Origin of the sequence: Bradyrhizobium sp. AZCC 1693 (genome assembly GCF_036924745.1) — a bacterium.
Lineage (GTDB): Bacteria > Pseudomonadota > Alphaproteobacteria > Rhizobiales > Xanthobacteraceae > Bradyrhizobium.
Map to the genome: position 1 here is coordinate 2164352 of NZ_JAZHSD010000001.1, position 20564 is coordinate 2184915.

Annotated in this window: 20 protein-coding genes; 13 read left to right on the forward strand and 7 right to left on the reverse strand. The window is 62.0% G+C overall.

The window, feature by feature from the left end; translation table 11 throughout:
- Window positions 1-61: 61 nt before the first annotated feature.
- Together V1293_RS10545 and xoxF5 are read right to left on the reverse strand one after the other, a co-directional pair.
- Complete coding sequence (locus V1293_RS10545) at window positions 62-541, reverse strand: c-type cytochrome, methanol metabolism-related (RefSeq protein ID WP_334516690.1); 480 nt, start codon at window positions 539-541, stop codon at window positions 62-64.
- Between the two features lie 108 nt (window positions 542-649).
- Entirely contained in the window at window positions 650-2455 is a 1806-nt protein-coding gene (gene xoxF5, locus V1293_RS10550) for a lanthanide-dependent methanol dehydrogenase XoxF5 (protein WP_334509158.1), read from the reverse strand.
- Window positions 2456-2863: 408 nt separating this feature from the next.
- On the opposite strand from xoxF5, the gene V1293_RS10555 reads away from it, so the two are divergent.
- On the forward strand, window positions 2864-3832 hold the full coding sequence (locus V1293_RS10555; RefSeq protein ID WP_334509160.1) for a helix-turn-helix domain-containing protein: 969 nt from the start codon (window positions 2864-2866) through the stop codon (window positions 3830-3832).
- Between the two features lie 118 nt (window positions 3833-3950).
- On the opposite strand, the gene V1293_RS10560 is transcribed toward V1293_RS10555, so the two are convergent.
- A complete protein-coding gene (locus V1293_RS10560) occupies window positions 3951-6386 on the reverse strand; it encodes a TonB-dependent receptor (protein WP_334509162.1) in 2436 nt (811 codons plus the stop codon).
- Between the two features lie 169 nt (window positions 6387-6555).
- Entirely contained in the window at window positions 6556-7908 is a 1353-nt protein-coding gene (locus tag V1293_RS10565) for an ATP-binding protein (RefSeq protein WP_334509164.1), read from the reverse strand.
- Between the two features lie 184 nt (window positions 7909-8092).
- On the opposite strand from V1293_RS10565, the gene V1293_RS10570 reads away from it, so the two are divergent.
- The 7 genes from V1293_RS10570 (at window position 8093) to V1293_RS10600 (ending at window position 14156) form a co-directional block, all read left to right on the forward strand.
- Window positions 8093-8713, forward strand: coding sequence for a response regulator transcription factor (locus tag V1293_RS10570; RefSeq protein WP_334516691.1), 621 nt, complete (start codon window positions 8093-8095; stop codon window positions 8711-8713).
- A gap of 33 nt (window positions 8714-8746) precedes the next feature.
- On the forward strand, window positions 8747-9592 hold the full coding sequence (gene fghA, locus V1293_RS10575; protein ID WP_334509167.1) for an S-formylglutathione hydrolase: 846 nt from the start codon (window positions 8747-8749) through the stop codon (window positions 9590-9592).
- 116 nt (window positions 9593-9708) lie between these two features.
- A complete protein-coding gene (locus V1293_RS10580; protein WP_334509169.1) occupies window positions 9709-10890 on the forward strand; it encodes an ABC transporter substrate-binding protein in 1182 nt (393 codons plus the stop codon).
- 17 nt (window positions 10891-10907) lie between these two features.
- Window positions 10908-11879 carry a YVTN family beta-propeller repeat protein gene (locus tag V1293_RS10585; protein ID WP_334516692.1) on the forward strand — a complete coding sequence of 324 codons (972 nt, stop codon included), beginning with the start codon at window positions 10908-10910 and terminating at the stop codon, window positions 11877-11879.
- On the forward strand, window positions 11876-12703 hold the full coding sequence (locus tag V1293_RS10590) for an ABC transporter ATP-binding protein (RefSeq protein ID WP_334509173.1): 828 nt from the start codon (window positions 11876-11878) through the stop codon (window positions 12701-12703). Before V1293_RS10585 ends, V1293_RS10590 begins: the two co-directional genes overlap by 4 nt.
- A complete protein-coding gene (locus tag V1293_RS10595) occupies window positions 12700-13548 on the forward strand; it encodes an ABC transporter permease (protein ID WP_334509175.1) in 849 nt (282 codons plus the stop codon). Before V1293_RS10590 ends, V1293_RS10595 begins: the two co-directional genes overlap by 4 nt.
- On the forward strand, window positions 13545-14156 hold the full coding sequence (locus V1293_RS10600; protein ID WP_334509177.1) for a hypothetical protein: 612 nt from the start codon (window positions 13545-13547) through the stop codon (window positions 14154-14156). The genes V1293_RS10595 and V1293_RS10600 overlap by 4 nt, the downstream gene beginning before the upstream one ends.
- 3 nt (window positions 14157-14159) lie before the next feature.
- Here the strand turns inward: V1293_RS10600 and V1293_RS10605 are convergent, their stop codons facing one another.
- Window positions 14160-14735, reverse strand: coding sequence for a PQQ-dependent catabolism-associated CXXCW motif protein (locus V1293_RS10605; RefSeq protein WP_334509178.1), 576 nt, complete (start codon window positions 14733-14735; stop codon window positions 14160-14162).
- A complete protein-coding gene (locus V1293_RS10610) occupies window positions 14732-15616 on the reverse strand; it encodes a substrate-binding domain-containing protein (RefSeq protein ID WP_334509179.1) in 885 nt (294 codons plus the stop codon). The genes V1293_RS10605 and V1293_RS10610 overlap by 4 nt, the downstream gene beginning before the upstream one ends.
- A 271-nt stretch (window positions 15617-15887) precedes the next feature.
- On the opposite strand from V1293_RS10610, the gene V1293_RS10615 reads away from it, so the two are divergent.
- Window positions 15888-16775 carry a quinoprotein relay system zinc metallohydrolase 2 gene (locus V1293_RS10615; RefSeq protein ID WP_442894341.1) on the forward strand — a complete coding sequence of 296 codons (888 nt, stop codon included), beginning with the start codon at window positions 15888-15890 and terminating at the stop codon, window positions 16773-16775.
- A gap of 54 nt (window positions 16776-16829) precedes the next feature.
- Complete coding sequence (locus V1293_RS10620) at window positions 16830-17648, forward strand: quinoprotein dehydrogenase-associated SoxYZ-like carrier (protein WP_334509183.1); 819 nt, start codon at window positions 16830-16832, stop codon at window positions 17646-17648.
- Between the two features lie 21 nt (window positions 17649-17669).
- On the opposite strand, the gene V1293_RS10625 is transcribed toward V1293_RS10620, so the two are convergent.
- Entirely contained in the window at window positions 17670-18029 is a 360-nt protein-coding gene (locus V1293_RS10625; RefSeq protein WP_334509184.1) for a hypothetical protein, read from the reverse strand.
- 86 nt (window positions 18030-18115) lie between these two features.
- Between V1293_RS10625 and V1293_RS10630 the strand changes: the two genes are divergently transcribed.
- Genes V1293_RS10630 through V1293_RS10640 form a run of 3 tightly spaced genes read left to right on the forward strand, consistent with a single transcriptional unit; the run spans window position 18116 to window position 20547 of the window.
- Entirely contained in the window at window positions 18116-19090 is a 975-nt protein-coding gene (locus tag V1293_RS10630; protein ID WP_334509186.1) for an ABC transporter substrate-binding protein, read from the forward strand.
- 1 nt (window position 19091) lies between these two features.
- Window positions 19092-19829: an ABC transporter permease gene (locus V1293_RS10635; RefSeq protein ID WP_334509188.1), complete on the forward strand. Its 738-nt coding sequence runs from the start codon at window positions 19092-19094 to the stop codon at window positions 19827-19829.
- The gene (locus tag V1293_RS10640) at window positions 19819-20547 is read left to right on the forward strand and encodes an ABC transporter ATP-binding protein (protein ID WP_334509190.1); all 729 of its coding nucleotides are present in this window, start codon (window positions 19819-19821) and stop codon (window positions 20545-20547) included. The genes V1293_RS10635 and V1293_RS10640 overlap by 11 nt, the downstream gene beginning before the upstream one ends.
- Window positions 20548-20564 lie beyond the last annotated feature (17 nt).

Consider the following 20564-nt stretch of genomic DNA (forward strand, 5'->3'; position numbering starts at 1 on the left):
CATGTTCTTTTCAAGCCGCTGCACGGACCTACGGGACGCGCGCTTTGCACGGTCGGCATGATCATTTGGCTCCCATGCAGGACTTCTCTGCCTCAGTGTAGGCGTCGGGTTTGTCTTCACGCTTGGCAGGTCGCACCCGCCCGACCGCGTCATATGCGCGGGCACGCAAATAGACGTAGAGGTCGTCCATGTAGCAGGCGACATTCGGATTATCGCCGAACGCCGGCATAACGCTCTCTTGCGCGGTGTTGACGTTCTTGCGACCGCTGGCGACTACGCCCAGGAAATCGCCATAACTCATCGTCTTCAGTGACTCCTGTAGCGCCGGCGCGTAGGTCGATCCCATCCCGTCAGGGCCATGGCAGACATGGCATTCTGAGTGATAGCGGCGGTAGCCGGAATAGGTGTACCAGTCGACCGTCCCGTCCGGCGCGACCTTGAAGGTCGGGTTTCCTTCCTTGTCGAGATATTTGCCATCCTCAGATTTGACGGCGGTCGGATCGTCCGCAGCGTGGGCAGCCGGTCCCGTCGCCACAAGCATCAGAGTGGCTGCAATCAACCAAATTCTACGCAAGAGCTCATCCTCGATATTCGATGTAGATCAACCGGCGCGTGGAACGAGCCACGCGCCGGACGAGGTGGTCCTGCTTTACTGCGGCAGTGCGAACACGGTGAGCGTGCCGCCGAGCGCGGTATAGTTGCTCAGCGCGGCATAGCCACCGACCGCGCCGAGACCTGCCGTCGGATCGGTCAGACCTGCGGCAAGGCCGATACCCGCCCAGCCGCCGACGCCGGACAACACAGCCACGTACTGCCTGCCGCCCTGCTCATAGGTCGTGACGTTGCCGATGATGCCCGACGGGGTCTTGAACTTGTAAAGTTCCTTGCCGGTCTTGGCATCGACTGCCTTCAGATAGCCTTCGAGCGTTCCGTAGAACACCACGCCGCCAGCGGTGGCGAGCGCTCCCGACCACACCGAGAACTGCTCCTTGTTCGACCAGACGATCTTGCCGGTCTTGCCGTCCCAGGCAATGAAATTGCCCATGTGGCTTTCGCCCTGAGGCGGATACATCGAGAGCGTCGCACCAACATAGGGCTGGCCCGCGGTGTAGCTCACCTTGAACGGCTCGTAGTCCATGCAGACGTGGTTGGTCGGCACGTAGAACAGTTGCGTATCGGGCGAATAGGCTGCCGGCTGCTCGTCCTTGGTGCCGAGCGCGGCCGGGCAGATGCCCTTGGTGTTCTTGTCTTCGCCGCCCTTTTCGGTCGAGTACTGATCGACCACCTTGGGACGCCCGTAGGTCGGCGAGCTCTTGTTCATGTCGACGCCGGTGGTCCAGTTGACCTTCGGATCGTACTTCTCGGCGACCAGGAGTTCGCCGGTTGCACGGTCCAGAGTATAAGCCAAACCATTGCGATCGAAATGCGTCAGCAGCTTGCGCTCTGCGCCACCGACCTGCTGATCGCTGAGGATCATTTCGTTGACGCCGTCATAGTCCCATTCATCGTGCGGCGTCATCTGGTAGACCCACTTGGCCATGCCGGTATCCGGATTGCGCGCCCAGACGGTCATCGACCACTTATTGTCGCCGGGACGCTGCTTCGGGTTCCAGGTCGAGGGGTTGCCCGAACCGTAATAGACGAGGTTCAGAGCGGGATCATAGGATATCCAGCCCCATGTGCAGCCGCCGCCGATCTTCCACTGATCGCCCTGCCAAGTCTTGACGCTCGAGTCCTTGCCGACCGGCTTGCCGAGTTCGGTGGTACTGACGGGATCGACCATGATCTGGTCGTCCGGTCCTTCGGAGAAGGCGCGCCAGGCCTGCTTGCCGGTCTTGAGATCGTAGGCTGTGACGTGACATTGCACGCCGAACTCGCCGCCGGAAATGCCGATCAGGACCTTGTCCTTGACCACGAGCGGCGCGGAGGTGCCCGTGGCGCCTTTGCCCGGATCGCCGTTCTTCACGCTCCACGCAACCTGGCCGGTCTTGGCATCGAGGGCGACCAGCGTCGTGTCGGCCTGGTGCAGGATTATCTTGCCGTCGCCATAAGCCACGCCGCGATTCACCGTGTCGCAGCACATCACCGGAATGACGTTCGGATCCTGCTTGGGCTCATACTTCCAGACGATCTTGTTCTCCTGCGAAAGGTCAAGAGCATAGACCTTGTTTGGGAACGGCGTGTGGACGTACATAATGTTGCCGATGATGAGCGGCCCGCCTTCATGGCCGCGCAGCACGCCGGTCGAGAAGGTCCAGGCAACTTGGAGCTTGCCGACATTGGCCGCGGTGATCTGGTTCAGTTTCGAGTAGCGTGTATTCGCGTAATCGCCGGCGGGCATCACCCAGTCTTTCGGGTTCTGCGCCATCTTGCTCAGCTCTTCGTTGGCATACGCGACGCCGACGGCGAATGTCGCCATGGCGCCGACACAGGCAGCGGATAGCACCTTGCGCATAGTGGTTTCCTCCCAGATTTAAGAGTTTTGGGTTTCCGCCGAGACGGCCCATTTTCCATTCTTGGTCCCTATTCCTATCCCGTTCGGAAACGGGAAACTTGCCCAAGAGCGAAGCGCGTTTGCTCAAAAGCGAAACACAATGAACTTTTTAATTTTGGACTGGTCGGGAGCCATCTTCTCATGCTGCGAAGCATCAATCGTGGGCTTATTCCCACAAGCACCCGCGCGTCCCGAGGTCGAGGTTTCCCTTGACGCCGCTGAAACTAAGTTGGAGGATTGTCAAAGGGATATTGGGAAGAACCTGCGCAACTTCCCTGACGACTGCCTAAATTGGGTCCAAAAGTTACGACCATCTGGACCAACGCTCTGGCGGAGGTCGCAGCCTGTTCTCAAATCGGTGGCTGGGCAATGTCTGATATAGTTCGTTCACTCAGCACTTCCGGGTTAACGCCGAAGAGGCAGATCCAAACTTGGTCAGATGCACTGACAGATCTCTGCGGCCAGTTTGATGTCGATCCGCTGGAAGGTTCTTCGCTCGAGGCGCGGATAAATTACACAACCGTCTCGCAGCTGAAACTGTGTCAGATTGAGGCGAGCCAACATCGCATCGCGCACACGGTCTCAAGCACAAAACTGAGCGAACATCCCTACGTCAAGATACTGTTCCAGACCTACGGCATCTCGCATTTCGAGCAGGGCGGCCGTCGCATCGACATCATGCCCGGCGACTGCCTCGCCTATGACGTCTCATGTCCGCACACGATCGTCAGCCCCTCATTGACCCGGCACGAGGTCGTGATCGTTCCAAAGGCACTGCTTCACGAACGCGGCTTCCGCACGGCGAAGATGTTGCCGTGCAAGCTCTCCGCGCGTAACGGCACCGGCCGCATCGCCTACGACTTCGTACACACCGCGTTTGATGAGGCGAACAGGCTGTCGCCCTACAACGCCATCGGCGTCGCCGATTCGCTGATCGATCTGCTGCTGCTGCCGCTGCGCGAAGCCGACACGATGTTCGATCGCGTCGGTCCCGAGGCGATGTACATTCGGGCGCAAGCCTTCATCCGCGAGCATTTGCGCGACCCGGAGCTTTGCATCGACCAGATCTCGGCGGCGTTGGGCTGCACCAAGCGCTATCTGCACATGCTGTTCAGCGACAAGGGCATGACGGTCAGCGATTATATCTGGCGGGCGAGACTGCTGCACTGCCGCCAGGAGCTGGAGACGCAGCACGGCAAGACCATCACGGATGTCGCATTTTCGTGGGGCTTTTCCAGCTCGTCGCACTTCAGCCGCGTGTTCCGGAAGCATTTTGGATTCGCGCCCTCCACCATCCACAAGGCGCATTGCGTCGATCCGGCGCTGGATGCTTCCTGACGAGGACGTCCCGGTTGCGCAGCAACGACCTGTTGCCGCACGCTCGTCGATGGCTCGAAATCGTTTTGCGCACTCCCGCACCGCCGGCCATGATGGCTGCGCCGCGTAACCAACCTGGCTAGAAGGTCGCCTTCAGCCCTGCATAGAAAGCGCGCGGCCGCGCCGGACTGACAGAGCGGGCGTCCGTGAACTGCGCGCCGCCATTGGCGAAATTGGGCACATCACCGGTATCGAAGAACGTCCCGTAAGTCGCGTAGCGGTTATCCAGGATGTTGTCGACGCGACCGTAGATCTGAAACGTCTTGTTGATCTGGTACGAAGCGTGCAGGTTGAAAACCGAATACCCGGGCAGCCTCGCCGCCTGGTTGGATTCATCGCCGACAAAATACTGGCTGCCGACGAACAACGCATCGCCGCCGACTTTGAAAGCGTCAGTGACCGAATAATCGATGCCAAACTTGACCCGGTTGCGCGGGATCGCGGGGATTCGGTTGCCCGGCAGGACCTGGATAGTCTCACTGAAGGGATCGGCGAACGGGCTGTGAGAGTTGAGTTCCAAGGCGTCGAGGAAGCGCGCATCCACGAGGGCATAGCTAGCATAGAGTTGCAGCGTCTTCGACGTCAGATTGACTTGGGCCTCGATGCCCTGGCGCCGCGTCCGACCTACGTTCTGGAAGTAGCCAAAGCCCTGCAACGGACTGGGAATCGCCAGGATGTCATCGGCATTGGTCGCCCGGAACGCGCCGACCTTCCAGCCCAGCGTTCCGATATTCAACTCCTTGGTGCCGCGGAATCCGGCCTCAACGGTACGGGATATGACCTGTTTCAGCGGCGGATCCGCAATCAGGAAGGCCCCGATGATGCAGGGACGCGCAGGGTCGGCGCATGCGAGCTCCAGCGGGGTCGGTGCGCGATTGGCTTCGGAATACCCCGCATAGGCCGTCAGTTCCGGCGTGATCTTGTAGGTGCCGCCGATAGTCGGATTGAAGCGGCTGAACGTGTGATTGCCGTTGAGATCGGTACCGATCTGATCCTGGAGCACGACGCTTGCATGGTTGAACCGGCCGCCGCCCGTAATTGAAAACGCGTCGGTCACGTCGAAGGTATCGAGCGCATAGAGGCCGGTGTACCGGTTGGTCGCGCGAAGCGAGACCGGGCCGATCGAAATCGGAATGCCGGACGGGCCGAGGAATATGCCGCTGCCGCTGACGACGTAGTTTGGACCGATCGTGCCCAATTCCGCGGTTGCCCCGAAGCGGGTGACGCTGGAGTCGATGCTGGTGCCAATCATGAACTGGTTGTTGTGGCCGAACAACTGATCGGTGTTGGTTGCCTGCAGGGTCGCACCGGTCGTGACTGAACGGGTCGACGTTCGGTCGATCTGCCCCAGCACCGCAGTGTCGGGGAAGGGATTTGCGAGCTGGACCCCGTTGAGCCCATTCGCCGGGGCTCCGGGCGCGGTTTCTTCGTTGAAGCAAAGCAGGGTCGAATCGGCGAGACATGGCTGGGTGGCGGTCGGATTGCCATCCACTGTCTTTTGCTGGAAGGCGCGGACACGCGCCGAACCATCGATCGTCCAGGTCGGTGTAACCTCGACCTTTCCGGTCAGATTGGCGTAGGCAACACGGTTGGCCGTGGTCTGCGGCGTGGTGTAGGTCGCGCCCCAATAGTTTTGCAGCAATTCGACCGGCACCGCCGCCGCCGCGCCAAAATTGTTGCTGGCGACGCCCATGTTGAGGTGAAATTCACTGCTGTCGGTTCGGTAACCGACATCACCATAGAAGCGCCGGATGGCCGATTCCGAAAAATTGCGGTGTCCGTTGTCGCGTGCTCCTTCCAGCGCGCCATAGACGGAAAAATTGTCGATCTGCTTGCCCCATTGCGCCGAACTTTGGATACGTCCGAACGAACCGCCCATCGTGTTGATTTCGGCGCCCTGATAATTGAAGCCGTTCTTCATCAGCACATTAACCGCGCCGCCCAAGGCATTGAGGCCGAACGCGGGATTGTTGGTCACGACGGTGACCGACCTGATCGCCGCCGTCGGGATCAAGTCCCAGTTGACGGTGTCGCCGAACGCTTCGTTGACGCGCACGCCGTTCTGGTAGACCGCCAGCCCCTGGGGAGTGCCGGCGACAGGAGACGCGACAAACCCACGGAACTGGATGTCCGGCTGAAACGGATTGCCGGTCGTGTCGCTGATGATGATGCCCGGAACCTGCTGCTGCAGCGCATCCGCAATGTTCAGCGATCCGGTGCGTGCGATCTGCCCTGCCCCGACCGCGTTGATGCTTGCCGGCACCTTGTCGACATCCATTCCCGAGCTGGCCGTCGTCGTGGGCGCGGTCGGGTAGACGAAAACCCTGCGCAGGTTCCTGGGGGCGGCCTGGGGGGCACCTCTGCTGCGGGCCGGCTTGGCGGCTGTGGCCGGGGCGACGACCTCGATCGCGGGCAAGACCTCGCTGTCTCGGGGCGCAGTTTGGGCCTGAGCACAGTCAGTCCCGGGAACCACGCATATCGAGATTGTCCCGACCAGCAGCAAACGTACGCCCATATGCCCCCGCCCCACTCCATTCCGGCTGCATTGACGGCTGCCGGTTAACTGCTGACGATACTAGTGAGAAGGCGACGACGCGCGCTAGCCGCAAAAGATCGGATTCCCGAAATGCATTCCTCCCGGAACAGACCGGGAGCAATTCCCGATCCGCGCTTCGAATCCACCATTAATGATGCGATCCGTGCGGGACGACCGCCTCCACCGTCACGCCTCCGTGGCCGGAGACGACTTTCAGCGTTCCGCCCAGCGCCAATATTCTCTCGCGCATGCCGATCAGGCCGAAGCCGTGCTTGTGATCCGGCGCCAGACCACGGCCGTTGTCGCTGATGCGCACCAGGGCGCAGCCGCGATTTCCATCCATTCCCGCGGCCTGCTCGACCGTGACGCTGACGGAAGTCGCGTCGGCGTGGCGGAACGCGTTCGTCAGGGCTTCCTGAACGATGCGGTAAACTGTCAAGTCGATGACTTCTCCGGTCTGTTCCGGCGCGCACGCAATGTTCGCATCGATGGTTACGTCGGGACGGGACTCCCGCCACAACCGCAAGAGCACGCCAAGCGCCTCGCCAAGTCCAAGCTCCGCCAGCCCGACGGGCCGCAGCTTTTCCAGTATCCGGCGGTTGAACTGCTGGAGCGCATTGATCTGCTCCAGGATGGCGGCGCCATGCTTGCGCTGCGCATCCGCGCCCGCCGCGCGCCCGTCTTCCGAAAGCCGCATCAGCGCGCCGGCGTGGGCGCGCAGCGTAAAGAGATAGGGCCCAAATTCGTCGTGCAGCTCGCGCGCAATCTCCTTGCGCTCCATATCCTGCAGCGAGACCGTGCGTTCGGCGAGCCGGCGCTTGTCCTCGACGGCCTCGCCGAGGGCGCCGGCAAGGTGGTTCAGCTTGGCACAGAGCGCCGCCAGTTCGGGCGCGCCACCGGGCTCGACGCGCGAACCATATTGCCCGGCCTCGATGTTCGCCATGGCCTGCGAAAGCGCCTGCAGCGGCGCCAGCGCCCGCCCAACCACCGTCATCATCACCAGAAAGAGGGTGATCGCAATGGCGGAGCCGATCGCAAGCTGGGTTACGATCCCATCCCAGATCTCGGCCATTTCATCATTCGGATGCGACGTGATCACGAGCGATTGCGGCTTCCCGTGGATGGTGATGGGGACGCTCACCGCGGTCGTTTCCGGATGAACGAGCGCGATGAACCATGCCGGCGGCGACCGTTCGTCATCGCCGTTGCCGGAGCCCTCGCCTGCGGAGGTATCGCCCTGCCGCGCGATGCTGACGTGCCGGAGCCGGCTGAGGTCGCGAACGATCTGGTTCAGCCGCGCATCCGGGTCCGACGCCTCGTTCAGGCCGGGAACAATCGTCTCCACGAATTCGCGCGCCAGCCGTATGACGCTTTGATCCTCGGCCCGAACACGCGGGCCCGCCTCAACCACCAGCCGCGCGATATTGATGGCCAGACCGAGCGTCAGACCCAATGCCAGCAACAAGTTGATCCGCCCACGCAACGATAATTTCTGCCACATGAGGTTTGCCCCAATCGCGTCGCAATCAGTTCCTCCGTCGAGAGGACCGTTGACAGTCGAAAAACCGACGATCAGATTGAAGCGTACAGCAATCTCGCGGGTGTTGCATATTCGACCTCGCGCGGCGTCAGTACGGCCTGACGCGATGCAACAATGCAACGGAAGCAGTTCGGGGATCGATTCAATGCGTGTTCTGATCGTCGACGATCATCCCATCGTTGCTTCGGGCTGCCGTACCGTATTTGCCGACGAACCGGAAGTCGTGCTGCTGGAGGCTGCCGATGCGGAAAGCGGCGAACGCGCCTTCGTCACTGAGCGTCCCGATATCTGCGTGATCGATATCAACCTGCCGACCGTGTCGGGCTTCGAACTGGCGCGGCGCATTCTTGCGCGCGCTGCTTCCGCTCGGATCATCATGTTCAGCATGAACGACGATCCGGTCTTCGCCGCGCGCGCCATCGAAATCGGCGCCAAGGGCTATGTGGCCAAGACGGGCGATCCGCAGGATCTGGTCGAGGCCATCCGTGAAGTCGGCAAAGGCGGGGTGTACCTGCCCTCCGCGATCGCGCGCAGCATCGCGTTCGCCGGTCCTGCATTCGCCCGCAGCCCGCTTTCCAAGCTCACTTCTCGGGAGATGGAGATCCTGCGCCTGCTCAGCGCCGGCAAGAGCCTTTCCGAGATCGCGTGGATGGTTCATTCCTCGTACAAAACCGTTGCCAATACGTCGTCGATCATGCGCCAGAAGCTCGGCGTACGAACTTCCGCCGAACTGGTACGGCTGGCAATTGAAAGCGGCGTGGCGTAAGAGCGTGCCGCGCCGCGCAGGAGTTTTGAGATCATGACCATGCAGACCGTTTCGCTCAACACGTCATACGGCGGAACACAAGGCGTCTATCGACACGCCAGTCGCGAAACGGGGACCGACATGACTTTCTCGGTCTATGTTCCTCCGCACGCCGGCGGCGTCAGGCTGCCGGTGGTCTGGTATCTCTCCGGTCTGACCTGCACCCATGCCAATGTGACGGAGAAGGGCGAATTCCGCAGCGCCTGTGCCGCACTCGGATTGATCTTCGTTGCGCCCGACACCAGCCCGCGCGGCGACGGCGTGCCCGGCGATCCTGCCAATGCCTACGACTTTGGGCTAGGCGCCGGCTTCTATGTCGATGCAACGCAGGAGCCGTTCGCCCGCAATTACCGCATGTGGAGTTATGTCACGGAAGAGCTGCCGAAACTCGTCGCCGGAAATTTTCCCGTCGCCCCCAACCGACAATCCATTCTCGGCCACTCCATGGGCGGCCACGGTGCACTGACGGTCGCGCTGCGCCATCCCGACCGCTATCGCGCGGCAAGCGCGTTTTCGCCGATTGTCGCTCCCTCGCAGGTGCCGTGGGGCATCAAGGCGCTCGGCGGCTACCTCGGCAGCGACCGGCAAGCATGGCGCAAGCACGATGCGGTTGCGTTGATCGAGGATGGCGCCAGAGTGCCCGATCTATTGGTCGACTACGGCGATGCCGATCAGTTTCTGACCGAGCAGCTCCGTCCGGAGTTGCTGCAGAGCGCATGCGAGAAAGCCAAAATCCCCCTCACCTTGCGCCGGCAGCCCGGTTATGATCACAGTTACTACTTCATCTCCACGTTCATGTCCGATCATCTGCGCTGGCACGCGGAGCGCCTGAAGGGCTGAAACGGCGTGGAGCCATCCCACAGAGAATTGGGTTGCAAGCCAAAACAATTCGGTCATGGTTCAGGTCAAACGGTCCGCCATACGGCGAATTCGAGAAGACCTGTCAGGGAGAAGCCATGTTCCGATGGTTGGTCGTTGCGATCGGCTTGAGCGTCGCGGCCACTCCCGTGCTCGCGGCCGACCCGATCGAGATCGGCATCGGCTATCTCGGCCGCACCGGCGTCAAGGCGAAATTGTCACTCGTCGAATTGCCGGCGGAGAACGACGGGCTTGCCGGCGCGCGCCTTTCAATCGAGGACAACAACACCACAGGCAAGTTCCTCAACCAGCATTTCACGCTGGAGGAAGTCCGGCTGAGGGACGGTGAGGATGTCGCGAAGGCCGCAGCAGCGCTCGCCGAGCGCACCGGCTTCATCATCGCCGACCTTTCGGCGGACGAGCTATTGAAGGCTGCCGACGCGCTTCGCGATCGCGGCACGCTGCTGTTGAATGCCGGCGCGATCGATGACCGATTGCGCGAGCGGGACTGCCGCGCCAATGTGATCCATGTCGCGCCAACGCGCTCGATGCTCGCGGATGCACTCGCCCAATATCTGGTGTGGAAGCAATGGAAGCGCTGGCTGTTCGTCGTCGGCTCGCATGACCAAGACAAGCTCTATGCCGACGCCTTGCGCCGTGCGGCAACGCGCTTCGGCGCCAAGATCGTTCAGGAACGAATTTTCGAAGATACCGGCGGCGCCCGCCGTACCGATAGCGGCGTGACCTTGATCCAGCGGCAAATGCCGGTATTCACCCAGCAGGCGCCGGCCTATGACGTCCTGGTTGCGGCGGACGAAAGCGAGGTATTCGCGTCCTACCTGCCCTACCGCACCTGGGACCCGCGGCCGGTTGCCGGCTCGGCAGGCCTGGTTCCGACCAGTTGGCATGCCGCGCAGGACCAGTGGGGCGCGATCCAGATCCAGAACCGGTTTACAAAACTGAACTCGCGACACATGACCGCACTGGACATGCAAGCCTGGACGGCAGCGCGCATGATCGGTGAAGCGGCGTCGCGCACGAAATCGGGTGACCCAAAGGCGGTATCGGCGTTCCTAAAAGGGCCCGACTTTTCCATTGCGGCCTTCAAGGGCCGGCGGCTGACGCTGCGGGACTGGAACCTGCAGCTTCGTCAGCCAATCCTGCTGGTCGATGGGCGCATGGTGGTCTCGGTTTCGCCGCAGGAGGGATTTTTGCACCAGGTCTCGGAGCTCGATACGCTTGGCACCGATCGGCCCGAGACCAAGTGCAAGCTGCAATGAAGGAGGATGGATTGCGTATGTGGCGTCATTGCCTGGTTTCCGGAGTGGCTTTCCTGCTCGCGACGGTGACCCCCGCCTCGGCCTTCATCGCCTATGTGTCCAACGAGAAGAGCAACACCGTAACGGTGATCGATACCGACAGCTGGGCCGTCACCAAGACCATCAAGGTCGGCCAGCGGCCGCGCGGCATCGAATTCACGAGGGATGGAAAGTTTGTGTTCGTTGCCGTCGGCGACGACGACAGCATTCAGGTCATCGACGTTGCGAAGCAGGAGGTCGTCGATACCCTGCCCTCCGGCCCGGACCCTGAACTGTTCGCTCTCGATGCTGACGGCAAGATCCTCTACGTCGCCAACGAAAACGACAACACGGTGACCATCATCGACGTCGAGAAGCGCGCCCGTCTCGGCGAGATCCAGGTCGGCGTCGAGCCGGAGGGCATGGCCATCAGCCCGGACGGCAAGATCCTGATCAATACGTCCGAGACGACCAACATGGCGCATTTCATCGACACCACGACGCGCCAGATCGTCGCCAACGTCCTGGTCGATGCACGCCCGCGCTTCGCCGAGTTCAAGCGCGATAATTCCGAAGTGTGGGTGTCGTCGGAGATCGGCGGCACGGTTTCGATCATCGATCCGGTCAAGCGGGTGGTGACGGACAAGATTTCATTCAACATTCCGGGCCTCCGGAGCGAAGCCATCCAGCCGGTCGGCATCGGCATGACCAAGGACGGCAAGACCGCTTTCGTAGCCCTTGGCCCTGCCAATCGCATCGCTGTCGTGGATGCCGCCAGCCACAAGGTCACCAAATATCTGCTGGTGGGTCAGCGGGTCTGGCACATGGCATTCACCCCGGACGAGAAATATCTGATGGTTACCAACGGCGTGTCGAACGACGTCTCGGTGATCGACGTCGCCGCGCAAAAGGTCATCAAGACGATCCAGGTCGGCGAACTGCCCTGGGGTATCACGATTGCACAACCATGACGGCCACTGACGCACTTTCCACCGGTAACGATAAGCGGGACGTCTCCTCCCGGCCCGAAGCCGCGGAGAAACCTGCGTTGTCGATCGACGGCGTCAGCCATTCCTATGGCGCCCGACAGGCGCTGATCGACATCGGCTTTACCGTCGCACCGGCAAGCTTCACCGCGTTGCTCGGCCTGAACGGCGCCGGCAAGAGCACGCTGTTCTCGCTGGTCACGCGGCTGTTCGGAATCCAGCGCGGGCACATCGGGATCTTCGGCCATGACGTCGCGCGTGCGCCCGGCGAAGCATTGCGGCTGCTCGGCGTGGTGTTTCAGCCCCGCACGCTCGATCTCGACCTTTCGGTGACGCAGAACCTGCTGTATCACGCCGCGTTGCATGGCATCGCGAGGCGTGATGCCCGCGAACGCAGCCGCGAGGTGCTGGCGCGCATCGGCCTTGCCGACCGCGCCGGCAGCAAGGTGCGTGACCTCTCCGGCGGCCAGATGCGGCGATTGGAAATTGCGCGGGCGCTGCTGCACCGCCCGCGTCTGCTGCTGCTCGACGAGGCAACCGTCGGCCTCGACGTCAAGGCGCGCGCCGATATCCTCAACCATGTCCGCCAGCTCGTTACCGAACAGGGAATAAGCGTGTTGTGGGCGACGCATCTGTTCGACGAGATCGGTTCGAACGATGATCTGGTAGTGCTGCATCAGGGCCGCGTACTGGCCCAGGGCAAGGTAGCGCGGGTTATCGCCGATACCGGCGGCAGCGATATCAACACGGCGTTCATGCGGCTGACCGGCTCCACCTCCACCGCACCGGGCGGGAGCTTGCCGTCATGACGTCAGAAGCCATCAGGCCGGTCCGGCGCGGCTTCTCTCCCGCCGAATATCTCACCTGCCTGAGCGGCATTGTCTGGCGCGAGGCGCTTCGTTTCCTGCATCAGCGCGAACGCTTCATCTCGGCGCTGGTGCGGCCGCTGGTGTGGCTGTTCATCTTCGCCGCCGGCTTCCGTCAGGTGCTCGGCCTCTCCATCATCCCCCCATACGAAACCTACATCCTGTACGAGGTCTACATCGCGCCGGGGCTGATGGCGATGATCCAGCTCTTCAACGGCATGCAGTCCTCGCTCTCCATGGTCTATGACCGCGAGATGGGCAATATGCGGACGCTGCTGGTGAGCCCGCTGCCGCGATGGTATCTCTTGTCCTGCAAGCTGCTGGCGGGAACCGCGGTCTCGCTGCTTCAGGTGTATGCCTTCCTGCTGATCGCCTGGTTCTGGGATATTGCGCCGCCGCCGGCCGGCTATCTCACGGTGCTGCCGGCGCTGGTGCTATCAGGCCTGATGCTCGGTGCCTTGGGCATGCTGATCTCCTCCGGCATCAAGCAGCTTGAGAATTTTGCGGGCGTGATGAACTTTGTCATCTTTCCGATGTTCTTCGCTTCCTCAGCGCTCTATCCGCTGTGGCGTATCCTGGAGAGCAGCCCGATGCTCTACTATGTCTGCCTGTTCAATCCGTTCACGCACGCCGTGGAGCTGATACGCTTTGCGCTGTACGGACAAATCAACTGGATCGCGCTCGCGGTCGTCGGCGGCTGCACGATCGTCTTCATGATTGGCGCGATCCTCGCCTACGATCCATCGCGCGGCCTGATCCGCCGCGGGCCGGCCGGAGGCGAGACATGAGGTATCGGACCGCGATCGCGGTATGGCTCGCCGTTACGGCGACCGGCGGATTCTGCCATGCCGCCGATCCGCGCTATCCGGACTGGCCGTGCGCCCAGGCCAAGGTACCCGAGATTTCGCTCGCCGCGGTGTGGGCAGGCCCACCGCTCGACGACGTCTCCGGCAAGTGGAAGGACGATGCCAAGGTCAGCGCGCTGGTCGCAAAGCTGGCGGCAAGGCGGACCACACTCGAGGAAGCGCAAAGGGCAATCACGCAATATCTGAACGGTGCAGCCGACAAGACCGGAAGCGGAAAACTGCTGGTTGCCGGCCTGTTCGATTCCCTCAATGCCCAACGCTCCCAGGTTCTGAGCGGGCTGGAACGCGTCACCCGCAAGCAGCGCGAGGCGGCGGATAAAATCCGCAGCGACACACTTGCGTTGCAGGCGCTGCAGAGCGAAACGCCACCCGACCAGGCGAAGATCGACGATCTCGGCAATCAGCTTGTCTGGCAGACGCGCATCTTCGAGGACCGGCGGAACGTCATCAAATTCGTCTGCGAAGTGCCGACGGCGATCGACCAGCGCCTGTTCGCGCTCGCGCGAACGATTCACCAGGAGATAGAATAGCAGCTAACGCGGCAATGCAGTCTCTTCACCCGTCCGCGGCTCCGGCTGTGACTGCGCCACCGCCAGGCCGGCCCGCTCCCAGCCATCGGTTCCTTCCGGGTACCACGCCACATTGGAATAGCCGTATGCAAGGATTCGCTTTGCCGCGTTCCAGGACATCCAGCAATCGGCCTGACAGTAAACCACCACCAGCGCGGCGCGGTTGCCTGTTGTCGCGCGGACGAGCCCGCGCCGCAGATAGTCCTCCGTCGCGGCCGCGAGCTTTCCGTAGCCGGTGTCCGGCAGCCACATGCTGCCGGGAATGTTGGGCCGCGGCTTGTCGCGCCAGACCGTGCCTTCGGGAAGATTTTGCGGTTTTGGCGCGCGAGGCATTACGTCGATGAACACGGCCGCTTTTGCTCGCCAGATCGCCTCGGCTTCCGCCGTTGTGAGAACGCGCGCGCCAGCAAGGGTTGCGGGTACCGGCGCACGGTAGTCTTCCATACGGTACCCGTCGGGCTCGGGAGGCCTTTCCTGCGCTGATGTCGAGACAATGAAGGTGAATACCGCAAGGATCAGGCCTGCGAGCGTTTCCTTCATGGCGCTTTCGTTGCCGTCTCCGCGCCGATCGGCCGGTCGTTCTCGTCGAGCAAGGGCACGCCGAAGTCCAGCAATATCTTGTTGATGGCGGGCTGGTTCTCCTGGATCAGGCGGTTGAGCACCCGCTTCCAGTTCTGGTCGGCTCCGCGCACCCCCATGCCGATCCGAAACGCCAATCGCGGACCCGTCTTTTCCTGCACCAGCGGCGTGACATGAAGCGGCGGGTTCGCCTTCTTCGCATAGAAGCCTGCCATCGGTCCCCATAGAATGCCGGCATCAATCTTACCCGACACCAGGTCGTCGATCATGGCCTCCGCTGACGAGTCGATACGCGTATCGACCATCAAATGATAGGGTTTGGCATTCGACATCAGGCCGTTGACCGCCATGTTCGTGGCAGGCGGCGTGCCGGCCACGATGCCGATATGCTTGCCTTTCAGGCGCTCATCTTCCAGCGTCGCCACCTCTTCGAGGCCGCTGCCCTGCTTGGCGACCAGCGCATAGGCGGTGCGGTAATAGGGATTGGTGCCCTGAACCAGGTCGTCGCCTTGCGGGAAGCCCATGATGACATCGCAACGATGGGCGCCGAGCGTCATCCGGACGAAGCCGGTCGCCTGCGGGAAGTACATGTAGTCCAGTTTCTTCTGCAGCTTCTCGGCGAACAGTTCGGCGAGCTTGTTCTCGAATCCCTCACCCTTCTCGTTGGAGAACGGCAGATTGTGCGGATCGGCGCAGACGCGCAGCACCTTGGGATCGACGAGCTCGATCGATAAATCGCCGGTTTCCTTCATCTGCGCGCGCGCTGCATCGCGCCCGACAAGTACGGCGAGGACCGCCAATGTTGCAATCGCCAGCCAACGCTTTTGTCCGGCATATGTCATCGAAAACTGCTGCACTTCCGGCCCACCATGGTTGCCAACTTCGGAAAAATATCGGCAACCCCGACGAACGAAGTTCCGTTGAAGCCGCAGACAAGCAAAATGCTAAGCTTGTCAATTGGCGCGTGCAACTGGAATAATCCCGATAACGGCCTCGTTGCCTGTGCTGCGACGCAAACCTGGCTCCGATGAAGTATGAATTGCCCACAGCGCTTCGTGGTAAGACGGAGGCCGAAGTATGGCTCATCCCTCATTGATCCTTGCCGCGCTAGCGATGCTCGCTTCTGCGACAGCTGCGTTGGCGCAGCAACAGGAGTTGCCCGTCAATTCCATTGCGGATGGCGTATTCGTGCACAATGGCAAAACCGCACAGATGACGCGCGAGAACGAGGGCGCGATCGGCAATGTCGGCTTCATCGTTGGCGAAGACGCGGTCGCTGTGATCGATACAGGTGGCAGCCTCCGCGAGGGCCGACAACTGATGGCAGCCATTCGTGCCCGGACCGATAAGCCCATCCGCTACGTCATCAATACGCATGGCCACCCCGATCACGTTTTCGGCAACGGCGCTTTCGTGCAGGACGGAACGAGCTTTATCGGCCACGCGAACCTGCCACGCGCGCTGGCCGCGCGCGGACAATTCTATCTCGACGCATTTCGCCGTACCATGGGCGATCAGTTGATCGATGAGATCCGCATCGTGCCGCCAACGCTGCTCGTTAATGGCACGCTCAACCTGGATCTCGGCAAACGCCCCCTCGTCTTGCGGGCGTGGCCAGCCGCGCATAGCGACTGCGACCTCACGGTGGTCGATGAAAAATCCGGAACCCTGTTCGCGGGCGACCTCGTGTTTCTGGCCCACACGCCCGTGCTGGACGGCAGCATCCGCGGCTGGCTGCGCGCGCTCGACGAGCTCGGCGCCCTGCCCGCCGAACGCGTGGTTCCCGGTCACGGCCCTGTGAGCGGATGGCCGGCCGCCCTCGCCGACGAGCGCCGCTACCTCCAGAAGCTGGCCTCAGACGTGCGCGGGCTCATCGCAAGCGGCAAGCCGATAGCGGCGGCGGGCACGGCAGCGGGCTCGGAACGATCCCGGTGGGAATTGTTCGACGACTTCAACACCCGCAACGCAACCGCAGCATTTTCGGAAATTGAATGGGAATAGCGCGCGTATTGCCCTATATTCCGTTCGTTGCTTTCATCCCTGTGAAGGTGGTGCATGCCGGGATCTCTTTTCCGCCTGTTCGGCGTCGCTGGCCTGTTGCTGTTCGGCGCGCCGCTGGCGCTTGCGGCCGAGGCGAATGACCCTTGGCCCGGTCTGGTCCAGGACATCTTCAACAACCGTCCGATGAACGATGGCAACGACGTGATCGCCATCGAAATGCCGTTCCGTGCCGAGGATGCCGCCATCGTGCCGGTGACCTTGCGAACGAAGCTGTCGCCCGGCGACAGCAGGCAGGTGCTGAACATTACGCTGGTGATCGACCAGAACCCCGCGCCGATGGCAGCGAAATTCCAGCTCGGGCCGGACGCCAAAGTGTCTGAGATCTCCACCCGCGTCCGCGTCAACAATTACACCGATGTTCATGCGGTGGCCGAACTGAGCGATGGCAAGCTCTACATGACCAAGACCTATGTGAAGGCGTCCGGCGGCTGTTCGGCGCCTGCCGCCAAGAACGCCGACGAGGCCAAGGGCAGGCTCGGCCAGATGCGCTACCGGCAGTTCGGAAAGGCCGGCGAAGGTCCCGCCAGCGGCGCGCGCGAGGCCCAGATCATGATCGGGCACCCCAACAATTCCGGCCTGCAGATGGACCAGGTCACGCAACTGTATGTCCCGGCCTTCTTCGTCAATGCGCTGCGGCTTTGGCAGGACGACAGCCTGGTATTGACGATGGAAGGCGGCATTTCAATTTCGGAAGATCCCAATATCAGGTTCACCTACGTGTCGAACGGCGCGAAACATTTCCGCGCCGAGGCCAAGGATACCGAGGGACACGTCTTCCAGCGTGAATGGAAGATCGACGATTCCGGGATTTGATTCGGGGCCACTTGGAGCCCCTCAGAAACAGCGCACTTCCGCTTCGGCCTGGGCTCGTCTGAGCTCGTTGAGCGCGCTCGCCGCCTGCTCTGACGTGCGGAACTGCCCGCCCAGATTTCCCCGGACCTGCGACATGCTGAGCACGGTTTCCGCCGTGACATACCGCTCAAAAGGCACGAGCGAAGCGATAACATCGATCGAACAGGAGCATTGCTCGATCGCCTGCCGGGTCTCGCCGTTTGCTTTCAGGCAGCCAAACGCGTATTCGACGCGCGCCGACGTCGGATAATCGTTGATTTCCTGGGCGCGCGTGATCGCTGTCATCGTCAACAGCGCCGTCAACACGGCGACAATAGGTCGTACCGATCCGACAAGCGTCATCGTCTTCCTCCCGCTAGTAATTGTGGAAGCTATGCTATGACTGTCCCACAGAAAAGCGGATGTTCGAGGAAACGGCTCACGGCATCATGAAGTTTTTTGTTCGCCTGCTGCTCGCTACGATTGTTTCGGTCTCGCTCGGCACCTGCTGCAGCGCCGAGGTTTTGCGCGTTGCGGTGCAGAAGACCGGAACATTCGCCTGGGAACTCGCGGTGATCCGCGCGCACGGCCTCGACAAGCGGGCCAACCTTTCGGTTGAGATTCTCGAACTGGCGAGCCCCGAGGCGGGCAAGATCGCGCTTCGCGCCGGGAATGCCGACATTGTGGTCACCGACTGGCTTTGGGTGTCGCGCGAACGCGGGCTTGGCGCCAAGCTGACGTTCTACCCGTACTCGAGCGCGCTCGGCGCCGTGATGGTACCCGCCGCATCTTCGATCCAGACCTTGGCCGATCTCAGGGGTCGCAAGCTCGCCGTCGCGGGAGGCCCGATCGACAAGAGCTGGCTGTTGCTGCTGGCGTGGTTGAAGAAGAGCGGCATCGACCTGAAGTCGGAGGCGGAAATCGCGTACGGCGCGCCGCCGCTGCTGGCTGCGAAGACGCTCAGCGGAGAAATGGATGCGACCTTGAACTACTGGAATTTCTGCGCCGGACTGGAAGCGAAGGGTTTTCGCCGCATCGCCGGCATTGAAGATCTGCTGCCGAAACTCGGCGCCAAGGGCCGCACCGCGATGATCGGCTACGCCTTCGACGAGAAATGGGCGAACGCAAACCAGGATAAAATTGCCCGGTTCATCGCCATGACCCGCGCCGCGAAAGAGATCCTGTCGACCTCGGATGCGGAGTGGGAGAAAATTGCGCCGCTGACCGGCGCTCCCGACGCTGCGACGCTGCGCGCCTATCGCGACCGCTATCGGGAGGGAATTCCGCGCCGCCCGGTCGCCGACGAAGAAGCCGACGCACGCATCCTCTACCGCGTGCTGGCTGAGATCGGCGGCCGCGAACTTGTCGGGCCGGCGCCTGAACTCGATTCCGGGACATTCTATCACGCGATCCCAGGAGGCTGAGGTGCCGCGTCTGCTGTCATTCGCCGTGCTGCTTGCAACCTGGTGGATCGGCTCGCTGCTTGCCGGTGACGCGAAGCTGCCGCCTCCCCCCACCGTGCTCGCGGCCATGATTGCGGAAGCCAGATCGGGTAATTTATTCTTCCATCTCGGCGTGACGTTGGCGCGCGTTGCGCTCGCCTTCACGCTGGCAATGTCGTTGGGCGCCGCCATCGGATATCTGATGGGCCGGGTACGGCTTGCCGATCGGCTGGGCGACCCCTGGCTGATCCTGCTGCTCAATCTGCCGGCGCTCGTGGTCATCGTGCTCGCCTACATCTGGGCTGGATTGACTGAAGTCGCGGCAATTGCGGCAATCGCCATCAACAAACTCCCGACCGCAGTCGTTACACTGCGCGAGGGCGCGCGCGCCCTCGATGCGGCGCTCGACGAAATGGCGACCGTATTTGCGTTGTCGCGCTGGAAGAAATTCCGGCACGTTATTTTGCCGCAACTGTCGCCCTACATCGCAGCCGCTGCGCGATCAGGACTTTCCCTGGTCTGGAAGATCGTCCTTGTTGCGGAGTTACTCGGACGTCCGAACGGGGTTGGTTTCGAGATTGGCGTGGCGTTCCAGCTGTTCGACATTCCGCTATTGCTTGCTTATTCACTGAGCTTCGCTGTGGTCGTGCTCCTCATTGAAACCGTATTGGTGCAGCCATTTGAGGCCCGGCTATCCCGGTGGCGTCCCCGTGCGGCTTGAGGTCGATATCGCCAGCAAGACGTTCAAGAGCGCGGCGGGCGAACAGCACGACGTGATCGCCGGCGTGGCCTTTGCACTTGATGCGGGAGAAGTTGGTGTATTGGTCGGTCCATCCGGCTGCGGCAAGAGTACGATGCTCAGGATTCTCGCCGGCCTCGACCACGACTTTCAAGGGCGCGTCTCGCGCCCGGTCGGCGCACGGGTAGGCTTCGTCTTCCAGGAGCCGCGGCTGCTGCCCTGGCGGTCGGTCGAAGAAAATGTGCGACTTGTTGCACCCCTGGCCGATGAAGCGAAGCTTTCAGCGCTGTTCGAGATTCTCGAGCTGAAGGCGCATCGCAACCACTTTCCCGGCGAGTTATCGCTCGGCCTCGCCCGGCGCGTTGCGCTCGCCCGCGCGTTCGCCGTCGAGCCGGAGTTCCTCATTCTCGACGAGCCGCTCGCCTCGCTCGATGCCGCCCTCGCCGCCCGTCTGCGCGATGAGATTGCCATGTTGATGGACGGCCGTTCCATGATAACGTTGCTGGTTACCCATGACGTGGACGACGCGGTTCGCCTCGGCGACCGCCTGTTCCTGCTGTCGCCGCGCCCGGCTCGGATTCTCGCCGACCTGCCCATCCGCACCCCGCGCAGCGCTCGGCGAGAGGCCGAAATCGCTGCGATCAAGTCAGACGTCACGCGGCGGATCAATGGCGATCCCGCCGAGCGGGATACCTCATAGGCAGCGCCCGAAACCGG